This window comes from Ruminococcus sp. 5_1_39BFAA, assembly GCF_964240875.1.
Classification (GTDB): Bacteria; Bacillota; Clostridia; order Lachnospirales; family Lachnospiraceae; genus Blautia_A.
Genome location: NZ_CAXSVO010000025.1, coordinates 33,304 through 56,640 on the forward strand (window position 1 = coordinate 33,304; position 23,337 = coordinate 56,640).

General features: G+C 41.7%; 27 protein-coding genes and 1 pseudogene. 8 read left to right on the top strand and 20 right to left on the bottom strand.

Annotated features, from left to right (window positions below; translation table 11 throughout):
- Nucleotides 1-13: 13 nt before the first annotated feature.
- The 3 genes from ACESZH_RS18695 (at nucleotide 14) to ACESZH_RS18705 (ending at nucleotide 4,706) form a co-directional block, all read left to right on the top strand.
- Nucleotides 14-1,459, top strand: a complete 1,446-nt coding sequence (locus ACESZH_RS18695) for a LuxR C-terminal-related transcriptional regulator (protein ID WP_373218307.1) — start codon at nucleotides 14-16, stop codon at nucleotides 1,457-1,459.
- A 233-nt stretch (nucleotides 1,460-1,692) separates the two neighbouring features.
- Nucleotides 1,693-2,049, top strand: a complete 357-nt coding sequence (locus ACESZH_RS18700; protein WP_373218309.1) for a hypothetical protein — start codon at nucleotides 1,693-1,695, stop codon at nucleotides 2,047-2,049.
- A 17-nt stretch (nucleotides 2,050-2,066) separates the two neighbouring features.
- Nucleotides 2,067-4,706 carry a X2-like carbohydrate binding domain-containing protein gene (locus ACESZH_RS18705; protein WP_373218311.1) on the top strand — a complete coding sequence of 880 codons (2,640 nt, stop codon included), beginning with the start codon at nucleotides 2,067-2,069 and terminating at the stop codon, nucleotides 4,704-4,706.
- A gap of 147 nt (nucleotides 4,707-4,853) precedes the next feature.
- Here the strand turns inward: ACESZH_RS18705 and ACESZH_RS18710 are convergent, their stop codons facing one another.
- The 3 genes from ACESZH_RS18710 to ACESZH_RS18720 all read right to left on the bottom strand — a co-directional run bounded on the left by ACESZH_RS18710 (nucleotide 4,854) and on the right by ACESZH_RS18720 (nucleotide 5,952).
- Nucleotides 4,854-5,234, bottom strand: a complete 381-nt coding sequence (locus ACESZH_RS18710; protein WP_373218312.1) for a TnpV protein — start codon at nucleotides 5,232-5,234, stop codon at nucleotides 4,854-4,856.
- A 2-nt stretch (nucleotides 5,235-5,236) separates the two neighbouring features.
- Nucleotides 5,237-5,419 carry a hypothetical protein gene (locus tag ACESZH_RS18715; RefSeq protein ID WP_373218314.1) on the bottom strand — a complete coding sequence of 61 codons (183 nt, stop codon included), beginning with the start codon at nucleotides 5,417-5,419 and terminating at the stop codon, nucleotides 5,237-5,239.
- A gap of 116 nt (nucleotides 5,420-5,535) precedes the next feature.
- Nucleotides 5,536-5,952, bottom strand: coding sequence for a helix-turn-helix transcriptional regulator (locus ACESZH_RS18720; protein ID WP_373218316.1), 417 nt, complete (start codon nucleotides 5,950-5,952; stop codon nucleotides 5,536-5,538).
- Between the two features lie 54 nt (nucleotides 5,953-6,006).
- Here ACESZH_RS18720 and ACESZH_RS18725 point away from each other — a divergent pair.
- A pseudogene (locus tag ACESZH_RS18725) lies at nucleotides 6,007-6,660 on the top strand (His/Gly/Thr/Pro-type tRNA ligase C-terminal domain-containing protein); the annotation flags it as partial.
- Nucleotides 6,661-6,778: 118 nt separating this feature from the next.
- Here ACESZH_RS18725 and ACESZH_RS18730 read toward each other — a convergent pair.
- The 7 genes from ACESZH_RS18730 to ACESZH_RS18760 form a co-directional block, all read right to left on the bottom strand.
- Complete coding sequence (locus ACESZH_RS18730; RefSeq protein WP_373218318.1) at nucleotides 6,779-7,027, bottom strand: hypothetical protein; 249 nt, start codon at nucleotides 7,025-7,027, stop codon at nucleotides 6,779-6,781.
- A gap of 71 nt (nucleotides 7,028-7,098) precedes the next feature.
- Nucleotides 7,099-7,578, bottom strand: a complete 480-nt coding sequence (locus ACESZH_RS18735; RefSeq protein ID WP_373218320.1) for a flavodoxin — start codon at nucleotides 7,576-7,578, stop codon at nucleotides 7,099-7,101.
- A 220-nt stretch (nucleotides 7,579-7,798) separates the two neighbouring features.
- Complete coding sequence (locus tag ACESZH_RS18740; protein WP_373218322.1) at nucleotides 7,799-8,887, bottom strand: DUF4179 domain-containing protein; 1,089 nt, start codon at nucleotides 8,885-8,887, stop codon at nucleotides 7,799-7,801.
- Nucleotides 8,884-9,441, bottom strand: a complete 558-nt coding sequence (locus ACESZH_RS18745; RefSeq protein WP_373218324.1) for an RNA polymerase sigma factor — start codon at nucleotides 9,439-9,441, stop codon at nucleotides 8,884-8,886. Before ACESZH_RS18745 ends, ACESZH_RS18740 begins: the two co-directional genes overlap by 4 nt.
- A 527-nt stretch (nucleotides 9,442-9,968) precedes the next feature.
- Nucleotides 9,969-10,469: a hypothetical protein gene (locus ACESZH_RS18750; protein ID WP_373218326.1), complete on the bottom strand. Its 501-nt coding sequence runs from the start codon at nucleotides 10,467-10,469 to the stop codon at nucleotides 9,969-9,971.
- A 256-nt stretch (nucleotides 10,470-10,725) separates the two neighbouring features.
- A complete protein-coding gene (locus ACESZH_RS18755) occupies nucleotides 10,726-11,847 on the bottom strand; it encodes a sensor histidine kinase (RefSeq protein ID WP_373218328.1) in 1,122 nt (373 codons plus the stop codon).
- 1 nt (nucleotide 11,848) lies between these two features.
- The gene (locus ACESZH_RS18760) at nucleotides 11,849-12,520 is read right to left on the bottom strand and encodes a response regulator transcription factor (protein ID WP_373218330.1); all 672 of its coding nucleotides are present in this window, start codon (nucleotides 12,518-12,520) and stop codon (nucleotides 11,849-11,851) included.
- Between the two features lie 204 nt (nucleotides 12,521-12,724).
- Here ACESZH_RS18760 and ACESZH_RS18765 point away from each other — a divergent pair, with 204 nt between their 5' ends.
- A complete protein-coding gene (locus ACESZH_RS18765) occupies nucleotides 12,725-13,342 on the top strand; it encodes a hypothetical protein (RefSeq protein WP_373218331.1) in 618 nt (205 codons plus the stop codon).
- A 180-nt stretch (nucleotides 13,343-13,522) separates the two neighbouring features.
- Here the strand turns inward: ACESZH_RS18765 and ACESZH_RS18770 are convergent, their stop codons facing one another.
- From ACESZH_RS18770 to ACESZH_RS18780, 3 genes are all read right to left on the bottom strand, one after another.
- A complete protein-coding gene (locus ACESZH_RS18770) occupies nucleotides 13,523-13,939 on the bottom strand; it encodes a YjdF family protein (RefSeq protein ID WP_373218333.1) in 417 nt (138 codons plus the stop codon).
- Nucleotides 13,940-14,185: 246 nt separating this feature from the next.
- Nucleotides 14,186-15,052 (bottom strand): lysostaphin resistance A-like protein, encoded by an 867-nt coding sequence (locus ACESZH_RS18775; RefSeq protein ID WP_373218335.1) that lies wholly within the window; start codon nucleotides 15,050-15,052, stop codon nucleotides 14,186-14,188.
- A gap of 52 nt (nucleotides 15,053-15,104) precedes the next feature.
- Nucleotides 15,105-15,488, bottom strand: coding sequence for a VOC family protein (locus ACESZH_RS18780; protein ID WP_373218336.1), 384 nt, complete (start codon nucleotides 15,486-15,488; stop codon nucleotides 15,105-15,107).
- 180 nt (nucleotides 15,489-15,668) lie between these two features.
- On the opposite strand from ACESZH_RS18780, the gene ACESZH_RS18785 reads away from it, so the two are divergent.
- Nucleotides 15,669-16,241 (top strand): TetR/AcrR family transcriptional regulator, encoded by a 573-nt coding sequence (locus ACESZH_RS18785; protein ID WP_373218338.1) that lies wholly within the window; start codon nucleotides 15,669-15,671, stop codon nucleotides 16,239-16,241.
- Between the two features lie 3 nt (nucleotides 16,242-16,244).
- On the top strand, nucleotides 16,245-16,979 hold the full coding sequence (locus ACESZH_RS18790; RefSeq protein WP_373218340.1) for a flavodoxin family protein: 735 nt from the start codon (nucleotides 16,245-16,247) through the stop codon (nucleotides 16,977-16,979).
- A gap of 73 nt (nucleotides 16,980-17,052) precedes the next feature.
- Here the strand turns inward: ACESZH_RS18790 and ACESZH_RS18795 are convergent, their stop codons facing one another.
- The 5 genes from ACESZH_RS18795 to ACESZH_RS18815 form a co-directional block, all read right to left on the bottom strand.
- Complete coding sequence (locus ACESZH_RS18795) at nucleotides 17,053-18,234, bottom strand: DUF4179 domain-containing protein (protein ID WP_373218342.1); 1,182 nt, start codon at nucleotides 18,232-18,234, stop codon at nucleotides 17,053-17,055.
- 1 nt (nucleotide 18,235) lies between these two features.
- Nucleotides 18,236-18,799 (bottom strand): RNA polymerase sigma factor, encoded by a 564-nt coding sequence (locus tag ACESZH_RS18800; RefSeq protein WP_373218344.1) that lies wholly within the window; start codon nucleotides 18,797-18,799, stop codon nucleotides 18,236-18,238.
- Between the two features lie 179 nt (nucleotides 18,800-18,978).
- Complete coding sequence (locus ACESZH_RS18805; protein WP_373218346.1) at nucleotides 18,979-20,091, bottom strand: type II toxin-antitoxin system HipA family toxin; 1,113 nt, start codon at nucleotides 20,089-20,091, stop codon at nucleotides 18,979-18,981.
- A complete protein-coding gene (locus tag ACESZH_RS18810) occupies nucleotides 20,078-20,317 on the bottom strand; it encodes a helix-turn-helix domain-containing protein (RefSeq protein ID WP_373218347.1) in 240 nt (79 codons plus the stop codon). The genes ACESZH_RS18805 and ACESZH_RS18810 overlap by 14 nt, the downstream gene beginning before the upstream one ends.
- Nucleotides 20,318-20,507: 190 nt before the next feature.
- Nucleotides 20,508-21,392, bottom strand: a complete 885-nt coding sequence (locus tag ACESZH_RS18815; protein WP_373218349.1) for an aldose 1-epimerase family protein — start codon at nucleotides 21,390-21,392, stop codon at nucleotides 20,508-20,510.
- A 246-nt stretch (nucleotides 21,393-21,638) separates the two neighbouring features.
- On the opposite strand from ACESZH_RS18815, the gene ACESZH_RS18820 reads away from it, so the two are divergent.
- Nucleotides 21,639-21,944: a BMC domain-containing protein gene (locus ACESZH_RS18820; RefSeq protein WP_373218350.1), complete on the top strand. Its 306-nt coding sequence runs from the start codon at nucleotides 21,639-21,641 to the stop codon at nucleotides 21,942-21,944.
- 241 nt (nucleotides 21,945-22,185) lie between these two features.
- Here ACESZH_RS18820 and ACESZH_RS18825 read toward each other — a convergent pair whose 3' ends face one another.
- Together ACESZH_RS18825 and ACESZH_RS18830 are read right to left on the bottom strand one after the other, a co-directional pair.
- Entirely contained in the window at nucleotides 22,186-22,485 is a 300-nt protein-coding gene (locus tag ACESZH_RS18825) for a type II toxin-antitoxin system RelE/ParE family toxin (protein WP_297936167.1), read from the bottom strand.
- A gap of 1 nt (nucleotide 22,486) precedes the next feature.
- Complete coding sequence (locus tag ACESZH_RS18830) at nucleotides 22,487-22,735, bottom strand: type II toxin-antitoxin system prevent-host-death family antitoxin (protein WP_297936165.1); 249 nt, start codon at nucleotides 22,733-22,735, stop codon at nucleotides 22,487-22,489.
- Nucleotides 22,736-23,337: the final 602 nt, after the last annotated feature.

Here is a 23,337-nt window from a genome sequence, read left to right on the forward strand (position 1 = left end):
GGGGATTTTTTCAATGAGCAATGTTTTAATAAAAATCACGCAAAGCGCCTGTTTCAAAAAGAAGGATGGAATTTCTTACATAAATGCTGTTGTTCTGATGGGACTGTTCACCTTTCTGTTTTTAAATGCGGAATATCTATTTGTAGATGTGCTTTCCCGCATGGTATCAGAGGATAAAACCGTATTGGCACAGAATTATGCACTCGGAGTAAGTGCGGCAGGCTTTTTGCTGTATCCGTTATTGAACCGATTTTGTAAAAACCGTCTCAAAACTGTATGCTTTGCTGTTTTCAGCCTTGCATCCGTTTTGTGCATAGCCTTTATCTGTATGGGTACTGCTTATACAGCGACATTCATAGCGGGACTTGTTTTGTTCCTGCTTCTCGGTTTGTTCGGAAGCGCGGTTTTTTATGTTTCCATGCGTATGATGAAAACAGACAGATATTTGGCAAGGACTGTGGGTATTTCCTATGCGCTGGGTATCCTGCTCCAGTTTGCAAACAACAATCTTGTTCGTTCGGAAACGGCGGAAGCAATCATTTTGTCGATATTTTTGTTGCTGCTTGTTTGGATGCTGATAAAGAACGACCGTGTTTATTGTGAAGATAAGGCAGAAGCATCGTCGGATGAAGAAAAGAGCGAAAGCAATACCGGAGAACACACAAAGGGATCAATAGTAGGCATTCTTATGATTCTGCTTGTAGTGCTGATGACATTTATTTTCAGTACGCTTGACAGTGCAGTAACGCTTGTTCATGCAAACGGAACAGTTGATATAGGACAATGGCCGAGAATCCTGCTTGCGCTAAGCGGTCTGGCGGCGGGATTTGTGTTTGACATAAAGAATCGCAAATATATGGGGCTTGTTATGTACTGTGTGATGGTGCTGTCAACCATATGTATCGTCGTACTTAAACTTGCCGGACCGTTTTTGGTAGGCCTGATTGTTTTCTACCTGTCGGCGGGCTTTTTTGCCGTATTCTTTACCTCCAGCTTTATGGAGCTTTCCAGTCATATGAAAATACCTGAGCTGTGGGCAGGCATGGGACGTGCGGTCAATAATATCACCGCCGCTGTCATTGCCAATCTCGTTTTAACCCTGCTGTCCTCCGACAGCAGTATTGCCGTCATTGTTCTTGTGCTGTTTTTGTTTGTAGCAGTCAGTATCGTGGCGGCAGCATATACCTTTCAAAAGAAAGCATTTATGGAACAGCTTATTACAGATGCATCTGATGCTGTCAGCGAGAAAGAAAAGCTGCGAAAATTCTCAGAAGTGTTTTCTTTCACGGAAAGAGAAACTGAGGTGTTCGGCTGTCTTGTCAATACAGAGGACAGCGTTCAGGCAATCGCTGAAAGCCTGTATGTTTCCAGACGAACTTTGGAACGGTATATTTCCGCTATCTACGAAAAGACCGGTGTAAAATCCCGTGTCGGACTGCTCAATCTTTACAATAAATAATTTTTGATCTTGGTGTTCGCTTGACCGCCTTCCCTAAAACGGAAGGCGGATTTTTTATGTCTTTTTTGATAAAAATCACCTTTTTGCCTTGATTTTGAAGAATGGCGGAACTCCGCCACCCCGTTTTGACAGATTGGCGGAGTTCCCTTATATACTTTTCTTCCTCTTTTGCCCATAATAGAGTCGGTATTTATGCGAAACAAGTGAAGCGTACCAAGGAAGGAGGCTGAATCGTGAATACTACGCAAAGGATACTTCCATATGTCCGGCAGTATGTCATCGTTGCCATATACGAGGTACTGGAACAGGACAGAATCCGATACGAGAAAACAGAATCGTCAACAATCGTTTCCGAGATATCGGTATATGGAAATAAAAGCGTCTTTTCTATTTCTGTAAGCGAACAGGCAGATGGAACACAATTGCTTGTCACAATGGTGCGTCCACACAAATACTTGTCCGCAGATGGGATACAGCGAGCCGTTACTGCTGTTGCCGATCGGATATCACAATATCTGGAAAATGAGACAGTGCTGGCGAATGCGTCGCTGAGAAGATCAAAATTACAAGAGTCTGTTTGCAAGGCTTAGAAAATGGAGGAATCATTATGGAAAATCAAAAAAGACACAGCAGGAAGCTGCTGAGCATCTTGCTCGTACTCTGCATGGTGCTGTCTATCGTACCTGTAACAGCATTTGCATCTGAAGATACAGATCCGACCAAAAGTGAGAACGCTGTGGGAGAAGAAACTCAGCTGACGGAACAGCAAAATGCAACAGAGGGAACTAAAATGGGAGCCGTAACGCCTGCACCGAAAGATGAGACCAAGGCTACGGACAACGGTGTATCCGGTACTTCTGCGGAAAGTAAAAATGACAAAGCAGAAGATCTACAGCCATCAGAACAACCGGATGCAGAGAAAAAAAGTGCATCAGTAGATACATCAAACAGTGTAATTAAAAAAGCATCGGTAGATGCTAATGCAGAAAATAAGACGGAAAAGTCTGATAAATCAAATGAAAAGTCATCTGCGGAAGTTGCGACACTTGCCCTCGAGCAACCAAAACCGGATTATCTCCCTCAGGGAGTAATGTATTTTTCTGATGGCTACAAGCACGCATATCACACACGAGTTGATGTAACTGCCAATGTTTCCGTTAAGGATTCGACCGGTACGGTGGTTGAAACCACACAAGTAAGTAAAAGCAGCGGTGAGTTTAATTTTATCACAGAAGGATTCCCAAGTGCCGAAGTGCTGCAGACAGCAGTGGAAAATCTTCAGACCGAGATTGAGACACCGTACAAAGCTAGGGGAACCGTTACAAGTGAAAATGAGAGTGCGGGGCCGATTATTGATCATTTTGAGAGTGCCTCTCTTTATACTTTTACGCCCACATCCGGCAATCCTGTTGATTTTAGTTCGGATTTAGAAGCGGCAAAGCAGTATTTCAATGAGCACCCGGATGCGACCGGTACTTTCACAGTGATTCGGGATGTTCACGAATATCAAATATATAATTATACTTATGACCTGATTGTGCAGGAACCAGATGCTGTGGATGAGGCTATCACCATGGTTGACATTGGCAATATTTGGAAGAATCTTGATGCTTCACAGCCTATTGCATTTACAGCAGAAGTCAATCCTAACTCGGAATGTGCAAACCAGATGACGCTTACGGACGAGTTTTGGATGCAGTGGACTATTGATGGCCCTATAATTGCAAAATCCAATCCCCAAAAGCCGGTTGCAGGGGCAACCTACAGATATGGAGTGAAATTAACAGCGAAAGACGGTTACTACTTCCATGACGGATTCAAAGGTAGCGGAGTTGGATGCACTGTAATATGCGATGGCTCCACTATAACGGCGTTTTCGGGCACACTCTCCGATGATAGAAAGCAGTTAATCCTCTGGTTTGACGACATAAAGGTGACAGCGACTGACGAAAGCTCTCAGAATAGCATTGGTGACGTAGATATTGAGGGTGTAACCTTTAATTATGAGCCGGGAGATGTTCCAAAAGCAACTGCTTACAAATGTGATCCATGGGATGAACAATATGATATAGAATACGAATATTGGGAAGAAATGGAAACGAATGTAAACGGTGAATCTATACCAGTAAAATACTGGTATTCTGATGAAAGCAAGAATAATGCACTTGCACAAGACAAAAAAATAACGACCTTTGAGGATGGCAAAACTTATATGTATAGTCTTTCTCTTAAAGCAAGAGACGGAAATACATTTGCAGCTAATAGTAAAGTAATGGTGAATGGCACAAATGTAAATAATGCAAATATAACAAATACTGGAACAGGACTTTTTGTAGTTGCTGTAAGAACAATAAAACCTGAAACTGTTCAGTTACAAAATATTAGTATTGTCGAAATAAATAATGCAACAATCAGCTTTAAGGTCGGAGATAAGCCTGTATTCACTGGAAAAACAGCTGAGAATGTTCCGTATATTTATCAATCTGAATTTTGGAGTACAGATGGAGGTAAAAAATACCATTACTCAGCCGATTTTTGGAACGACAACAATCCAGATGATTTATTTACCGAATTTGAAAGCGGTAAAACTTACACTTATGGAATTTATTTCAAGGCAAAAGAAGGATATTGTTTTACAACTGATACAAAATTAAAAATAAATGGTAAATATTACGATTATGACATTACCGACTATGACCCGCTGTTACAATATCCTAATGGCGGATATGCAACGATGTGGGTTGACACAAATTTGACCATGACACCACAGGCATCCGGCACAACCCCTGAATATAAAATCACTGAGGGAGCAAACGGCACATGGACGCAGAACAGCGACGGAACGCTGACCTTCCGTGCAAACGGCGATTTCAGCAAATTCACAGGCGTGAAGGTTGACGGGACGCTGATTGATGCGAAGAATTATACGGCTGTTTCAGGCTCTACTGTTATTACATTAAAAGCCGATTACCTCAAAACACTTTCGGTCGGCACACATAAAATAGCTGTTGTCTATACAGACGGCGAATGTAGTGCAAATTTTGAGGTTAAGAAAGCAGCCTCGGAGCAGACGAAGCCAACTGAAGGGGACAAAACTGATACTACAACGCCGACGGGCGGCAAGGATACCACAAGTCCGCAAACGGGCGATAACAGCAATCTTGCACTTTGGTTTGCCGTATTGTTTGTCAGCGGCGCAGGCGTAATCGGAGCAACGGTTTACAGCAAGAAAAAAAGAGTAAGATAATATTAAAAGAATCAACTTTGCATATTTGCAAAAAGCCCTCCTGTTCGATGCAGACCGAACAGGAGGGTTTGCTTATTTAATATGAAGTGTTACTCAAAATGCAGTTCAATACCTATTAAAAAGTATGAAATTACCGTGTTGACCGTATTAAATTGTGTTAATCAAATTGCTGTTTATGATTTCTGAGGCTCTGCTGCGGATATTGTTCATCCGACCCACCCACTCCATTTGATTTTCGGCTTTTAGCCGTTCTGTTACACCTTCGCGCTCTGCCATTTGCTTTACAAGACGAGAAAACATATCATCGGCCTGTTTGTCAATGTCTGAGAGGTAGCCATTCAGTTTACCGCTTGTCAGCAGATTGAGATAAAAGACCTTGCGATTTTGCTTGATATACCGCAAGTGTCGTTGTCCCCATAAGCCGACAGGCTGTTGTTCTACTTCAGGTAATTTTAAGCATGGTAGATAGTAGTCGCCTTGAAGTTCATACCAAAGCCCGTTTCTTTCGTCAAAAAAGTACTTTTCCATAATCACGCCTCCTTGAAAATGACTTTGAATTTCTTACGTTTTGCGCCAATGATTTTCAGCAAGACCTCATCTACCGCATCAGTGTACTTGCTGTTAGCAATAAGTTTGTTTCTTAATTGGTTCAGGCTCTCAATCATAAGCCGAAGTTCCTGAGCATTTAGTGCAAGATAGTATTTTTGCTTCATAACCGGTCCTCCTCTCAATTTTTGCAATTATTGTAATATAAGTAATCACGAAAATCGAATGTGCGGATAAAAATGAGCGTACCCACCGTTTTAGGTAAGCACGCTCAAATAAGATTTTATATTTCGGAATAGATTGCTTTTAATTGCTGATACATTTTTCTTGACGGCCTGCGACTGCCCGACTCCCATTTTGCATAGATACTTGGAGAAATATCGGCTTTTTCAGCAAAATCAATTTGACTTAATCCGTAACTTTTTCTGACCGTATGTAATAGTTTCGTATATGGCGCACTTATGAAAACACAAAAATCATCAAACAGCAGAGACTCGGATATTTGCAATTCTTCAGCCAGTAAAACAGCAATATCGTACGGAATCGGAAAACGCCCCTGTTCATAAGCAAGAACTGTTGCCGGTACAATGTTTAACTTCTCTGCAAGTTGCCTTGTGATCAGCCCCCTCAGTTGACGATAGTAGCGCATATATTCCCCAGGAGCGTTTAAATCACTCAACGCTTCAAAGATCAATCTCAAATGCATCAGCATCCTGCCGTGCCGGTATTCATACAGCCCTGTGTGATTGAGAACAGTATCGCATTGTCTACAAGACCGGAAAATTCCATTGGTGATGACGGTGATTGGGAAATTGCAACTGATGGTTTGAAAAATGCACTGGATGACCTTGGCCTTTCATATGTTATAAATGAAGGTGATGGTGCTTTCTATGGACCGAAGATTGACTTTCATTTAGAGGATTCCATAGGAAGAACATGGCAATGTGGAACAATACAGTTAGACTTCCAGTTGCCACAGCGTTTTGAGGCTGAGTATATAGGAACAGATGGAGAAAAACATCGTCCAATTATGATACACAGAGTTATATTTGGTTCTATTGAGCGTTTTATTGGCATATTGATTGAGCATTTTGCAGGAAAGTTTCCATTATGGCTTTCTCCGGTACAGGTTAAGATCTTAACGATTTCAGATAAATTCATTGGCTATGCAAAAAGTGTGGAAGACTCTTTGAAAAACGAAGGATTGCGTTGTGAACTTGATGCAAGAGCTGAGAAAATCGGATACAAGATTAGAAGTGCAAGAATGGAAAGAATACCATATATTCTTGTTGTTGGGGAAAAAGAAGCAGAGGATAACAACGTCTCTGTTCGTAAGAGAGACAACGGCGATTTAGGAAGTATGCCAATTAGTCAGTTATTAGCTATTCTTCATGAAGAAGGAATTTAAGATAAGCAAGGATAAAGGGGCGCTCATCTCGCCCCTTTATCCTTGCTCCTGTGGCTTTGTTCTGTATGCTGTTTATCTGCCTCTTTTTGATACCTCTGTAAGCGTTCATAGAGATTTTTCAGCTTTGGAGTGGCTTTCTGACGATGCCGGATAATCCTGCTTTGAGGATGTCGATTTCCTCGTTTTTACTTTCAATTTTACTGTCAAGCTCCGTTTTCTTGATAAGCCTTGCAATTCCTTTTAAATCGTCTCGCTCTATCTCCAACAAATTCCGTTTACGCTCAGCTTCAAAGATAATTCTGTTTTGCTTGTCAAGTTCAGCCTTAATCTTCTGAAGCTTCGGATAAGTGGTTGCGTCTGGTGACATAACAAGTCTCGGCGGTATTTGTAGCTTTTATGGGTCTATATTGATAAGTTTATCGGTCTTTTCTATGTATCTTAAACTCCAAATCCTTCTGCCCATGCTTTCAGTTCTTCCGCACTTGCGTCCGCAGGAAATCTTTTTCCTTCCTTTAGTTCTGCTCCTAGACAGGATACCACCAGTTCCTTGTTTGTGTTCCCCATGCCACTGCTTCCAGAAGTTGCCAGAGGAATAATCGTCTTTCCAGTCAGATCGTATTGCTCCAAAAACGTGTTCACAATAGTCGGGGCAACGTACCACCAGATAGGGAAGGCTGTAAAAATCACGGAATACTGCTTCATGTTCTCCACTTTGTTTGCAACAGCGGGCCGGAATGACTTATCATTCATTTCCACACTGCTGCGGCTCTTTTTATTCATCCAGTCCAGATCAGCATCCGTGTATGGAACCTCTGGCTGAATCTCATATAAATCTGCCCCGATAGCCTTTGCAAGCCGTTCTGCCAGTTTCGCTGTTACGCCGCTGGCACTGAAATACGCTACTAATACCTTACTCATATTCAATACCTCACCTTTCAAAAAAACATATTTTATCGCTGTGTTTTACCATAGAATACCATAAATCCGAGGCAAATGCACCCTATCGTTAAGTTATTGATTTGAAAATTAAACGCGCTGAGTTTCTCTCCTGTTCTTTTAGACTCCCTGTATTTGATAAGAATATTAACTGCAAGCAGCAAAATCACTATAAAAACAATACTATGCGTCCTTTTTAATCCTACTTTAGCTCAATCCGGAATGGTTCTCCCACATTCACCCGATTAACCGGAAAACCGTCATCTTCCATAACCATATCTTCTCCGTCCACCGTATCGATTGGCCGCTGGTCTTTCTCCTCCACTTTTTCATAGGAATAATACTGAAGTTCCAGCCATTCACTATCAACGGACGGAAGCGCCCCGCTATACATATCACATACAAATGCAAGATCTTTTCCATTGCTGGTATCGCAGATATACCAGACCGGATTTCCGAGGCTATCCCATCCTTCCAGATACCCGTCATTAAAAGCAGCATCCTTGTCTTTTTTATTTTCCGGGATATTTTCCAATTCCGCTTCTATTCTGCTATCAAGTTTTGTAAGTGTCAGACTTTTAAGCCGGACGGTAGTCCCATCTTCCAGAGTAATCCTTTTATCCACAGGCACCTGGATTTTATCTTTTTCCAGTTCCTCTTTTGTGACAGAAAACGCAAAATCCAAAGCAACTGCGTTCTTTTCCTCCAAAAGGTCCTCATAATTCTGGTATGCTACAAAATGCAGTTCCATATCTGTAACAATTTCCGGGAGTTCTTTTTCCAGCACGAACGTATATAAATGATGCGATACCTGTTCGCCCAGATCCTGCCCGATATCCTCCGGCACGTCAAGAACACTTTCTAACAGATAATCCTTCCCATTAACCGTAACACACCTTCCTCCGGAAAATGACCCTTCCGGATATTCCGTATTGATCGTCACTGCCGCATAAACCCTGTTTTCGGACAGGATCACCTCATCCAGACAGAGAGTAAAACCGTCTATTGTCTTCTGTTTATTAATTACCTCTGTGTAAGGAGACAGCTCACGCTCCAAGTGCAATATCCGGGCAATCCACCCGGTAAATTCTTTCATCGCAGCCTGTACCTGCGGCTGGAAAATACACAAGGCGCCAAAGCTGATACAAAGAGCGGCACAGGCGGCCTTTACCACACCACTGCTAAAGAATAACACTTTTTTTCTTTTTTTCCATTCTCCCTCTGCTTCTTTTACAAGCTGAATATCAATCTTATTAAATAGCTCCACAAATCCATATTCTTCACTCTTCATAGGAACCTCCTTTCTTTCAGATCCTTCTCCAATTTTCTCCGCATCCGGTGCAGTGCTGTCTTTATACTGCCCACACTTTTTCCATGGCGAGCCGCAAGCTCTTCCATAGAATCCAAATACCAGTATCGTCGAATAAATATATCTCTTTTTTCCGGATCCAATTTCCATAAGAACTCATTGACTGCCTGGAGAATTTCACCTTCTTTAACTACATCTTCAGCAAAATCCGCTGCTCTGCTAAGGTTTATCGTCTCAGCCGCAATATCCGCCATATGCGTGTCCGCACGTTTACCAGCGCATCTCTTTCTCAGTTTATCTATTGCGATCCCTTTCACGATTTTTCCGCAAAATGCTGACAGCACCTTCGGGACCTGCGGCGGGATATATTTCCATACAGAAAACCAGGTATCATTGACGCACTCTTCCACATCCTCACGGTTCTCTAAAATATTCCACGCAATCCTTGCACAATATGGACCATATTTATTGTTTAATTCCCGGATCGCTGACTCATCACGGTTTTGAAACAACGTAATAATCTTTTCATCATCCATCTGTTTCCTCCTCATCTTTATTCTGAATGCATTCATATTTATTGTCGTATTCTAAAAAGAGAAGTTACACTTTCTGAAAAAAATAAGGGATGCCCTGTCCGACACCCCTTGTTTTGCTAACGGTTCGCAATTTCAAAAGCTTTTACTTGCCTTTTTGCCAATGTGATTTGCGACTTGTATCTTTCCGCATCTTCTTTGGATCAAGGACCTTTATTGATCTATAATCTGATTGTAATTGCCCCGCCCAATAATGCAGCCATGTATGTACCAGTACCATGAATTTATTACATCATTTTATGCTTTATAGAGAGCATTCCATCAGTGTGGATTAATCATAACCGGAGACACCCAAAATGGCAAGAAACGATCCAAATCTAAGCTGTTTTTTCAGCACATGAAGCTCAAGTCGGAACGATTGATTACTTGCCCTATACTATAAACTTTGACTTCGGCTCGAATTGTTAATGTTCAGGTATCTCCGCTAAAACTACTTCGATTTCATTACCAGTTATATTTGTGATCCTTCCTTAAATGTACTCTCCGGCACAAACTACGTCAAGGTCTTGATCGAAGGCCTTTTCCACAGAAAGAACAGTCTCAGCATTTTCTGTATCCACTGTTACAAAAATAATATCGCCCTTCTTCAAATTAGAAAGATTGATTTCTTGCCCCATACTATAAACTTCGACTTCGGAACGAATTGTTAATGATTTCGTTTCTCCGGTAAATTTCAAATTACCAGCATCATCAATAGCAAATCCACCTCCTGTCGATATTTCGTTCGCTTCCATTGGAATCTCAAAATTATCATCATTCGGAGCCTCTGGTTCCGTTTCAACATCTTCTGGCATCTCCACTAAAGCCACTTCGATTTCATTACCAGTTATATTTGTGATCTTTCCATAGATGTACTCTTTAGCGCAAACTACGTCGAGGTCTTGATCGGAAGCTATCGCTGTATGGGTTGTAAAGCTCAACATCAAAGTGAGGATAATCAGTATACTTGTTATTTTTTTCATGTTTTTCATTGAATTTCTTCCTTTCTGCAATGATATTTATTCGTAATATAAAGTATCGATGAGTTTTAATTCCAACGCTTTATACGCAGGATAAAAGCCGATGCCGCCAACCAGAAGTTTGCTTCCGCAATTTAAATCTGTTCATTGCACCCCCTCCTTTCATTTGAGCTGGGTCAATGATAGCATACGAAGTGTTAGATTATTGTTAGACTGCAAAAAAGACGAGCGGAACAAATCACTCGCCTTTTTGTCTTTATTCTCTCTATCAATAGTAAAATTTGACAAGAAAACAGGTTCCGCTTTTCCCATCGCTCTGCACAGAAATCTCCCCGTTGCAGGCTTCAATCATAGCTTTAACAATGGAAAGCCCAAGCCCAGACCCGCCCATAGCTCTGGAACGAGACTTATCCACCCGGTAAAAGGCATCAAAGATATAGGGAATATGCTCCTCAGCAATGCCCGGTCCATCATCCCATAATAAAACTTCAATACCGTCTATACGCATGATTGCTTTTACACTGATATTTCCATTTTCTTTTCCATATTTACAGGCATTGTCAAAAAGATTGAAAAATGCCCGATAAAAAAAAGCGGGATTTCCAACGACCGACAAATTCCCGCAGTCAACATGGCAAGTCATTCGCCGTTGCTCTAGCCGTGACTCCAATTCACTGCAAATAGCATTGAACAGGGGGTCCAGCAAAATAGTTTCCCGTATTTCACCACCGGTTTCTCCCGCAGAAGCCAGTACAAGAAGATCATCTACAATACCTGCCAGTCGGTCTGTACTTTCCAGTGCCATTTGATTTTGCTCCTGATAATCCGACAGGGTTGCGTTGGCATCTGCACCTAAAACCTGAATACCGGTCTTTAACGTAGCAAGCGGTGTTTTCAGTTCATGGGCAGCGTTGGCAGTAAATCGCTTCTGCCGCAAGAAAGCGTCATCCAGCCGGGACAGCATACGGTTAAAACCATCCGTCAGGCGACTGACTTCATCATCGGAAGCTGCTTCCGGCAAACGCATAGAAAGATTGTGTTCATCCACTGTGTCCACTTTGTCAGTCAGTTGTCTGAGCGGCCGCAAGACGTGTCCTGTAACAATATAAACGGCTACTGTTCCCAATACAGTGAATATGCCACAGTACAGGATGCTTTTTCCGTCAAACTCTTTTTTTGCCAACTGTGCAGGAATCGGTGTCAATTCTACCGGCTCTAAAGAACCATAAAAATCATAGTTCTCTACAACATCTGCCTCTGGTTCATCGCTGGTCAGCGAATATAAAGGCTCTGCATTGCGAATAGAAATTGCCGTGAGCGTTGCCGTACAAATTAACAAAACCAAAGCAGTTAAAATAGTAATTCGACACTGTAAGGTTAACTTTTTCATGTTATACTTCCTCTATGATATAGCCCTGTCCCCGAATGGTTTTGATAAAATCCAGTTCCGAAGCGGTATAAAGTTTCTTTTTCAAACTGTGGATATGATATCGAAAAGTATTAGAAAAGGGATCAAATTCGTTATCCCACACATGTTCTGTAAGCTCCTCCGCACTGATCACTTGGCTTTTGTGTGACATCAAATACTCTAAAATCCCATATTCCTTCCGGGTCAGTGCAATTTCCCGATCATCGAAATAGACGCGTTTTGCCTTTGTATCCACCCGAAGGTCGCCCAATGATAAATTTAGAGGTTTCTGCACAAATTCCCGATGCAACAAATTGCGGATGCGAGCTTCCAGTTCCCCAAAATCGAAAGGTTTAATCAAATAGTCATTTGCTCCCTCGTCTAAACCCCGGATACGATCCCCCACTTTGGTACGTGCAGAAAGAATCAGTACTTTAATTTCCTGATTCTTTGCCCGAATTTCCCGCAAAACCTCCAAACCGTCCTTTTTAGGCAGATTCAGATCCATAACAATTAGATCATACTCATTGACCTCATATTCATAAAGTGCTTCTTCACCATCATAAACCGGGTCTACAGCATATCCGGCGTTACGTAATCCCTTCACAATGAATCCAGAAAGCATTTTTTCATCTTCTACCAACAATATCCGCATGGTTAAAACCTCCTTTGAAGTTTCATTTTAACAAAATCATTGTTAGATTTTTGTTAGTTGGTTTATTATACTGTATAAAACGGCTTGCTACAATTCGAAAGAAGAGTAAAATAATTGCCTGCTCTTTTTCAGTCTAACAATAATCTAACATTTCTGGTATTATACTTGCTTCATCTCAAACAACGAAATAATAGGAGGTACAAAATGAAGAAAATATTCCCAATTACCATAGTATTTGCCCTGCTACTTGACTTTATGTCAGGCTTCACACTCACGTCGGAATCTCCCGCCAGAACATCCGCCTTTTTTGATTTTGAGCAAAGCGGCAGCGAATTTGTTCCCATCTTTGCAGACTACCCCGATCAGGAAGACGTGAATGATGATTTGTTCATGGGATATGTTAAAAAGCTCGAAGGATTCGCCGCGGGAGAAACTTATCGTTTCAGCGTCAGTTTTAAACTGGCTACAAATATAGAGGGCGGACTGGTCGGCGCCGGGGGCGCTCCAGGAGAATCAGTCACAGTGAAATGTGGTATTGTTTCTATTGAGCCGAAAGCGATAAATGAATCTGGATACTTTCGTATGAATATTGATACAGGATCACAAAGCAACGGAGGAAAGAATATGACGGTTGTCGGGGATATGGCAAAAACGAAAAATAATCATCCCGGTGAGTACGAATTCAACGAATTCTCAGCTGAATTTGATACGATGGCAAACGAAGACGGAGAAGTATACCTTATCATTGGCACAGATTCCGGATTTGAGTCTACGACAGCTTATTATCTGGACGATATTTCTGTTACTTGGTCAAAGGAGTGATGACCTAAATGCACCTAGAATATTTATAGGTACCATCTATTCTCCGGGCATAGTCAGGTCTATTTACTTCATGTTGATATTGAATCAAAATCGGATATTTTTTGCCCCAGGCCGATGTGCAGTCTGCTACATCCCGGCTCATGAATCGTCACAAGCCGGGTGCCTGTAAGCGAAGCATGGTCAATGACCTCTTCGCTTCTCTTTTCGTTTCTGTTGTTTCAAATCAAACTGTCGTTGCTTTTCAGATTCTCTTTGTTCCCTGCTGATCTGCCTACGTTCCGTTTTCATTTCTTCTCGTTGCATTTGCAATGCCTGCTGCGACTTTGTTCCAATGCCGGAACTTTGTAATTGCTTTTTAGCATTACGCTGCCTGCGTTTCGGATTATCCGCAGTCTGCTTTATCCTGGTTTCAACAGCCGCACTAAACTTGAGGCTGTAGTAGTGTTTGAGGATGAAATCCCAAATTTCATAATCTTTCGGTTCTTTTCCGAATGTGACCTTGCACACCGATAATTTCCCGTCAGATATCCGTTCAAAGACTCCTACCCAGAAAGGCTCCTCAAAATAAACCGTCAGCTTCCCACTCATTTTGTCCATAACGTTCCCTCCTTTAAAATGTGTTATGAACAAAGAACGGACAACCCAGGAGGGCAGGTTACTTACCCTGTCATAACAGACAGGACGGCCGGGCTACCTACCGGCTCTGGCACATCCCACAGGATGCACGTTGCGTTTTTATCTTTGTTTTTTGTTAATCTTTTATAATGCATCGGTGTTAAAATCCCAAACGCAGAGTTCCAGAGTTTCTGCGTTCTCGGCGATTGCCTGTTCGCGCTTCTTCGTCTACTCCGTTCTGGCAAGCTGATCAGTAGAGCATCTTTCACCCCCAATGGCAACAATAGAAACCAGCGCATAGCCAATCATTGCCGGCAAAGCCGCCTCGATTCCGAAAGCCCCTCCTGTGATCAAAAAATTGCTGCTTGCAAGTTTATACTGCCATATGCTGTCAATGCGCATATCATAGTTTGCCGCGCCGATTTCCAAAATCCCACCGATGATCACAACATTCCAGATCCCATGCACCACTGCGCTCGACCAGACTGTTCCGCTTTGATACGCGATCAGAGAAAACATAACTCCCACCATTGTACCTGCAAGTAATAGCAGCACTGCGTCCAGCAAATGCCACGAAGACATATTTGCCAAATGGACAGCTCCGAACAAAAAAGAAGGCACCAAAATTGCAATTGTCTTTCCCCAATATTTCTCCATTGTCCGCATGATCAAGCCCCTGAATACCAGTTCCTCCACAATTCCGCCTCCAAGCCCTGTGGTAAAGACAGCGAAAATAACCGTTGGGTACACCCGGGTTAATCTGTCATTTTTGATCAGCTCTCCATCCATAAACACTAGATAAAATACAGATACCAGCACGGGCAGGAGAATCCCGGTCAAAACCCATTTCAATTCCGGTGCCTTTCTTTTTACGCCTAACTGTGCCGGTGTTAAATGCAGTACATATTTTGCATACAATATCCCTAATCCCAATGCCGCTGCAATATAAAGCACTGCGCTTATTATATCGCCTATACACGGATCCGGCAACATCCCGCCAATAATTCCGCTGACAAGCTGCGCCAATATTAATATTAAAATTGCTGCAGCCACGTTCCCGATAGTCTTTAAGATTTTCCAGAAAACATTTTTCATTTTTCTCTTTCACCGAAAACTTGATTCGGATGTTCCTTTCCTCTTATTTTGCTTACACGGTTATCTCAATCTGATTTCCCTCAATTCCAATAATACAGCTTTCATAATAGCCATCCCCTGTTGTACGAGGTCCGCTGATCACTTCGTAACCGTCCGCTTTTAATATCCTTGTTATCTCATCCACTTTTTCTTTGCTGCCAACGCTAAAAGCTATATGGATGAGCCCGGTTCTTGTTAAGGTCTTCGCGGCATCGTCCATCAGCGGCTTATTCATGATTTCCAGCCTCGCTCCGTCATCAAATGTCAAAAAATATGAACGAAAATCCGTGGTTTTATTATGATACCCATCATTTGCAGCAGCGCCCAGATATCGAATGAAAAAATCCCGTGTCTTTTCCAAATCATTAACATACATTGCTACATGTTCAATTTTCATACAGCACCTCCAAAATCTCTGTCCTTCCTATCTCTATCAATCATATATAATAACGCATCTCACTCTGAAATGCCCTCAATTTCTGTTATTTCCTTATAAATCTGAGACATCTTACCCCGCTATTGACATTTTGAACATTGTTCAGTATAATATATTTGAACAATGTTCAAGGAGGGCACAATGGATAACAAAGAAGCTATCATTCAAGCTACAATATCCCTTATTACCGAAAAGGGCGAACAGTTAAACGAAATAACCGTGCGGGAAATCTGTAAAAAAGCAAATGTAGGATTGGGACTCGTAAATTACCATTTTGAGAACAAGGACAAACTAATAGAATTATGCGTTGAGCGTATGGTTAATGGTATCGTTGATAACTTTCGCTCTATGCAGGAAAAGACCGAAGGGCTTACTCCCTTCGAAACACTCGACTATCTTGGAAACATCACATTGACTTTTTTATTCGACCATTACGCCGTATCAAAAATTTCCATACTCACCGATATGCGCACCCCAAAAGAAGACGACAACACCCATCGGACATACCTTGCCTATCTGCCGCTTGTGTCTGCCTGCCGTCCTGATTGGGATAAAGCAACCGTTGAGCATAAAACCTTCTGTTTGATCGCTATTATGCAGCAGACTTTTTTGCGCCACAAGGTAGTCTCAGAGACACAGGGGATCGATCTGACAAATCCGGAAGAACGCAAAGCATTTCACACACAAATATTACATGATATCTTAGAGGTTTGATCTATGAAAATTACAGTCATAAACGGAACAGAAAAGCACGGTGTAACATACCGTCTCAAAGAAATGTTTTTAGAACCATTTAAAGGACAGGCAGAAATCACAGAATACTACCTTCCAAAAGACTGTCCCGCTTTTTGTACAGGATGTCTTAATTGCGTATTAAAAGGCGAGTATACATGCAAAGACGCTGCCCATATACACAAAATCGAGAAGTCCCTTTTAGAGGCGGACTTAATTGTAATGACCTCTCCTGCCTATGTTATGCACGCTACAGGTGCAATGAAAGCTATGCTTGACCATTTTGCCTACCGATGGATGCCTCACCGCCCTGCCCCTGAAATGTTTCAGAAGCGCGCTGTGATTATCACCCAATGTCTTGGTTCAGGCGCAAAATCCACCGCAAAGGATATCAAACACAGCTTGTCATGGTGGGGAATCTCTGAAATCAGTATCTTTACAGGCTCACTGATGGGCGATATCATTTGGGACAAACTCACTGATAAAAAACGGGCCGAACTTACGAACAAGATAAAACGGCTATCGGACAAATATATCCGCATTGATTATAGCACTCCTGCACGGACAAGCATAATAACAAAAGTTAAGTTTTTCTTTTGCCGCATCATGCAAAAATCACTATATAAAAACAATCCTGAATATTTAGATGCTAAATATTGGAACTCACAGAGCTGGCTTAGCAAAACCAGACCCTGGAAAACCGCAAATAAACAGGAATAAATATCTTCTTCAAACACACCGAGCCGGTGACCACACAGATCACCGGCTCCGTTCTTTTCTGAGTAAAACAAGCTTATTTTACATCAACTTCCTCTGCTATGACTGCACGCTCTGCAGCATCACTATCCATCCCATTCTCGCTCATTTCTATCCAATCGTCAAAATCATCAAACACATAAATATACAGCTTTGAGATTTCCATATCCTGTACTGCATTCACGGATCGTCCCCGGATTTCTTCCGTTGGCTGTAATTGTACGCCATCCTGATTAAAGATCAAAGTGCTGCACTGCGCGTAAGTTTTTCCCATCTGCTCCACATACTCTTCATAGGAAATTCCCACGTCCTCTCCGGATCCTCCCGTCTTTTCCTCCATTGCTTTCTCATACTCATCCCGGGTGATTTCCTGTTCCACATAAGGCACATCCGTATAGGTAATGACCTGATACGGTGACACAAATACCTTGTCCAGACAGTAGCCTTTATTTTCTTTGCGGATCTCGATCGTACGGACCGCCTCCCTGTCAACTGTAAACGGAATACTCAGGTCCCACTCTGCCTGGATCTTATGAGAAGCGGAAATATCCTCGACATCCAGTTCATTCACATCGTCATATCCGATCATGGAAAGCTTCAATTCCATTGTACTGCCCTGCAGATCTGTTTCATCCAGATCAAGCTTCAGCATTCCAATAAATGTATGATCATCTATCGCCTTTCCTTCCAGATTGTTATTTATCAACATCCTATCTTCCGTATCTCCGGCAAGCTTCCAGCTTCCGTCCAGATAGATCAATCCGCCGGGACTGCTCTCCAAGCCTCCCTTCTCAACATCCACCTCTGCTGTGAGAAAAATAGATAATCCATCACAATACACCTCCGATGCCGTAATTGTTACGCCGGAAGCTTCCGCTGTATATATGGAATCCGAAATCCCTTCATCATCCGAAGAAAGAACCTTTGCTTTTTCATCATATTCTCCGGAAAATGTAGATATCTTCTGCACCTCTTTAAAGATATTCCCAATAAACGGAATTTTCGCTGCCAGCGCCGGATTCGAATAGCACACCACCGAACCCACCATTACAACTGCTGCCGCTGATGCCGCATATTTCATCCAGTGACTTTTACTTACGCGGCGTTCTTCCTGCTTATCCGGCAGTTTTGAAAGTGCATCCGTATATTTTGCCCACACATCCTTCGGAACCTCTGTGTCCTGCTGAAGCCCACAGATCATATCATCAAATTTACTCATATTAAAATCCCCTTTTCGCCATGCAAAATGTCCTGTTATCATCAAAACCTGCTGTTCGTATTGATTTTTCATCGCCTCTGTACTGAACTTCCAGTTTTTTTCTTGCGGTTGCCAGTCTTCCCCGAACCGTACTTTCATTTATCTGGAGAATTTCCGCAATTTCTCTGGTTTTAAAGCCCTGTACATAGTACAGCATTACTACAGTGCGGTATTTTTCGTCAAGGCAGTTCAAAAAGTTCTCCCATTCCGCATTTGCATAACCATCCTCCTGAGCCCACGCTTCTGATACGGTCTCCTCGGATACCATTTTCATCCGCTGCCTGTAGATTGCATTGCAGTTATTGATCAAAATACGAGTCAGCCATGTTTGGAAATATTTGTCTTTTTTCAAAGTGTCGATTTTTTCCCAGCATGTCAAAGCGGTTTCCTGCATTGCATCCGCAACATCCTCATCATTTTTCAAAATGGCCTTGGCAACCTTATACATCGCTTTGCCCTGCTGCTCCATCAACTCCTGGAATGCCGCCTTATCATGCTTTCTGGCCTTTCTTATCAATAGGTTCATTGCCGTTTCCTTTCTTTCTGCAGAGTCCGGATCTCAATTTATTGCTTACACTTATTAGATGGATGAGGTGGATATTTTGTTTGATTCTATTTTATTTTTTATTTTAACCAAAGAAGTGCCGCTCCGCGACTATATTTTAGTCGTAGAACGGCACTTCCTTTATGGCTTATCCTCATTTCCTACAGGTACTCTGCCAAATCTGTACTAACGATCTCCTCTATTTCTGCTGCTATTCTTTTTGCCTTATTTGGATCAAACTTTATCTGTCCCGCGACAGCAAGTAAATCCTCCATTCCGGGATCACGCCCATTTCCATTGACAGTCGTTGCATGTTCTCCGCCTATGGAATTGCTATATGTCAAATCATATGCCGGAGATAGCTTCCACCTTTCCCCATCATAAATAAATGAAAAGTTTTTCGAATGATCATCTCGGTTATGGGCAAAAACATTAAAGCACATTTGCCGATACAATTTTTCAACTTCCTCATAATCACCTGTCATTTTCATGGTCAGACGCATAAGAATATTATAATCCAAGTTTGGAATCCGATGAGACGTTTCCAGCAGGCCGCTAACAGAAATCATATGCACTTTTTTCTTTTCCGTTCGATCAAATCTTTCTACCGCAAAATATCCGGAGGTTAATTCAGATGAAAGTAATCTCGTCTCAGGCATATTGATTCCACATTTTTTAGCACATACCGAATATCGATACTCTTCTTCTCCGATATTTCTCCGGTCAAGCGCTGACGGAAACTTTACGATCCATTCCTTTCCATCCAGTTCATAGTATATTTTCGGCCTTGCTCCTCCCGAAGAGCCTCCCAGCCGGAACAGCGTATCCAGGTTCCCAGACTGCTCTGAATCAAATATTTTTTTACACTCCATCGCAATCTGATCCAATGACATCTCTTTTTCTTCTGACTCCAATATGGTTTCCGGCTGGTACTCCAGGGCTCCCATTCCGCTTTTCCCAACTATTGCCAAACGTGTTAAGCTATTCACCTCTGCTGGATTTATCTTATTCCGCGAAAGCAAACGATCTAAAAGCAGACGTCCCCAGCCGTCAGGCAAACTATCTGAAAATACACCGAATAGCCCCTCAAATGGATCAAATCTTTTTGGTACAAATACCCGCTTCTCGAGAGGAAGGGACAGTGGATTAATGGAAAATCCGTCATTAAGCCATTCCGGATCATATTCAAACGCAGTCAGATAATCCCGCGTAACTGCCAGCGTTCCTACTTTTTTTCCATTCATCCACACATTCAGCGTTTTATAATTGTTCATCAATAACCTCCTGAATAGAACGATATCCCTTCCTGGAAAACAGTACCTCAAAATCGTCCTCGCATCCAAGGGCAAAACCGATCTTGATGAGAGCGGTTAATGATATCTGCCCGGTCTGCTCGAACCGTTTGAGCGATCCCAGGCTCACATCGGAACGTTGGCTCAGTTCAATCTGAGACAATTTTTTCTCCTTTCTCCGCTCCCGCATCCGTTTTGCAATTTCCATATTTATTTCCGCTGGTGATTTTAAAAAGTCAAAATTATTCATAGATAATATTTTATCTACTTTTCTTATTTTTGTCAATAAATAGCTAAAATATTATCTATTATAGGACTTTCTTCGTAAAAAACCTTCTTCCCCTGGCATATCTGATATTATCATCTTGATCCCTGCAGCTTTTATGCTATATTTCTTATTAATCTGTTTCTTTCAGTGTAATACTCCACTGATTTTCATATGTTCCCCCTGCCTCAAGAGAAATCAGATTCTCCTGCTTTTCCAGATCCTCCACGATACCCTTTCTGGACGGCAGAGAGCTCCACGGCTCAATGCAGACATAAGGAACTTCTGTTTTCGGCCAATGCCAGAATCCGATATACGGCATTTTAGGAAAGTCCACTTTAATTGCCTTTTTGCACTTTTTCGAGGTCAGAACCACATGTCTCGGCATCTGGCACAGAACAATGGCATCCTGGTCAAACAGCTCATGCTTTAAATCCAGATATCTGTTTTCCCTTAATGCAAAGGGTACATCCTTTCCGATTACAAAGTGGTCTTCTGAGAAACCCACCTGTATCGGCTCCGTGTCCTCCCCAAAATCCAGAAAATAGTCTTCAAATTCCGTATCATTGTCCCAGGGAACACGAAAACCGGGATGCCCGCCGATTCCGAAATACATGGTTTTGGTATCTTTATTAAAGATACGGTATGTAATCTCCAAAGCATTCTCCTTAAGCTCCCACTGGATTTCCAGAGAAAAAACAAAGGGGTACTTCTCCAAAGTTTCCGCAGAGCTGTCCAGCCTCAGCACCAGCTTCTTTTCCTCCTGGCTCACAAGCTCCATTTCCGAATAGGGAAGGAATCCATGAATATCCATATGCCATGTTTTTCCCTGGAAAGTGTAAGTTTTGTCTGTCATTCTCGCTATATATGGAAAAAGATTCGGTCCTCTGTCTATCCATGTAGCTTCATCTCCCTGCCACAGATATTCCGTTCCCTCACTATCCTGAATGGAACGGAACTCACCGCCTTTAGATGAAATCCTTACACAAAGCTGAGCATTTTTTATCTCATACTCCATTTTTCTTCCTCCTTATGTGTTCTTACTCCTATCATACACCCATATACATTCATATACCAGTTTTTTCTCCTATTCCCTCCTGAAGAATTTACTTGCGCCAAATGCCTAAACCGACTATAATAAAACTAATCTCATAAGCGCCTGTTTCCAGCTTTTCCAACAGGTAAATGTGCAAAGTGTGTAGCTTAAATGGCGTAAAACCAGCTTAAGCTGCACTATTTTTTTAGAAAAACGGAGGTTGATCCTATGGCATCTCATGAAATGAAAATAAGAATTATGAAAACCGTATCAGAAGGTACAAAAGAAATCATCGCCAAACGGCTGCACAAGGGAGATTTATCAGACCTTTTCGACCAGGGTTCTTCCCTTGCGCTGCTTCACGGTGATGTGTGTGATATGATCTACGCCAGCGACCTTGCGCAAAAAGCCGCCAGCGTAGATGTGTTTGAGATTCCCGGCAGTTGTCTCCAGCATATGACCTGCCTTGGCATTTTGGGCGACACCTCCGCAGTGGAGGCTGCCGTCCATAAGATCAGAGCAGAGCTTCTATAGAAGTTTATTTTTTTGCATCCACAATCGATTTCAAGGTACGGATATAAGATGGATTTGAGCCGCAGCAGCCACCCACATACGTTACTACATCAAGCGCCGGCTCAATCTCGCAAATAAAATCTCACCACTATACTTTTTAGTATTGGTATTATGGTTCTATTTGGTTTTATATGTGTTCTACTGTCCTAAATCCATAGGCTGTACTGAACGGTGTTATCAATTTGTTATCACATCTCTGTTATCAATCAAAGATTCTCGTGATATCCTGATATCGGTTAACTACACGATAAATCTCTACATATTCGTTACCGACCTTATAGATAATTACATAATCTTCCCATATCGCATATTTATAATCTGTCCGAAAGCTGACCCGTTTGGAGAGATCCGCCCCCATTCCCGGAAACATTTGAAGATTTTCAAATTTACCATAAATCTCTTTTAGCGTCTTCGCAGCATATTCCTCGTTGTCTTCGGCAATATAATCCCGGATGTTCTTCAAATCCTTTGCAACAATCGGATTGATCCGCAGTTTTAACATCTTATTTCCCCACAAGTGCTTTTAATTCATCCAGATCCAGCCAGCCTTCTCCGTCTTTCACTGCTTCTTCAGCTTCTTGCAACTTCATCAGAAGCTTTTTCTCTGCCCGGTCACGCTCATAATCTTCAATATCCATGACAACGAAACGTCCTCTGCCATTCTTGGTCAGATATACCGGTTCTCCTTTGTGACAGTTTTTCAGGACTTCATTATAATTTCTCAAATCAGATACTGGTAAAATACTTGCCATATTCTTTCAGCTCCTTCCTTGATTTTATATTGTTTCTGCTACTTATATTATACATAAAAAGCTGTAAAATTCAACGTGAATTTTTACAGCTTTTTATTCAAATAATATCCCTATAAAAGCCACCATATACTAATAAACATTTTTGTTTACTTTCCGTTATCATTATCTATCCCACAATATGATAGCAATGCGAACAGTCTCTTCTTTCTTTGTGTCTCTGAACGTGTTCTACTTGATGATGCATCTTTATATTCTTTAAGCATTCCTTCATAATTGCTACTTTTTGAAAAATATTCAGCATAAAACTCTTTAACCAAATTTGCTTTACTTTCTGCTGAGATATTTTTTCTCACAAGTGTCCAGGCGAAAGAAAATACAGTATATAAGTGTGTCGTCCAACACAAACGCTTATTAGTATTGAAATCTAAATTCAATTTTTGTAATACTTCAATTACTTTTTTATACTCATTCTCAGCCCTCTTTATGCTTTCCTCATCATCTTAATATTTTCCATATAAATCATCTAATTGTTAGCGATTTCATGAGCTGTCGCTGATGTGATTTCATCGCTTGTCAACAGGTTGCTCAGTTTTCTGTCTTTA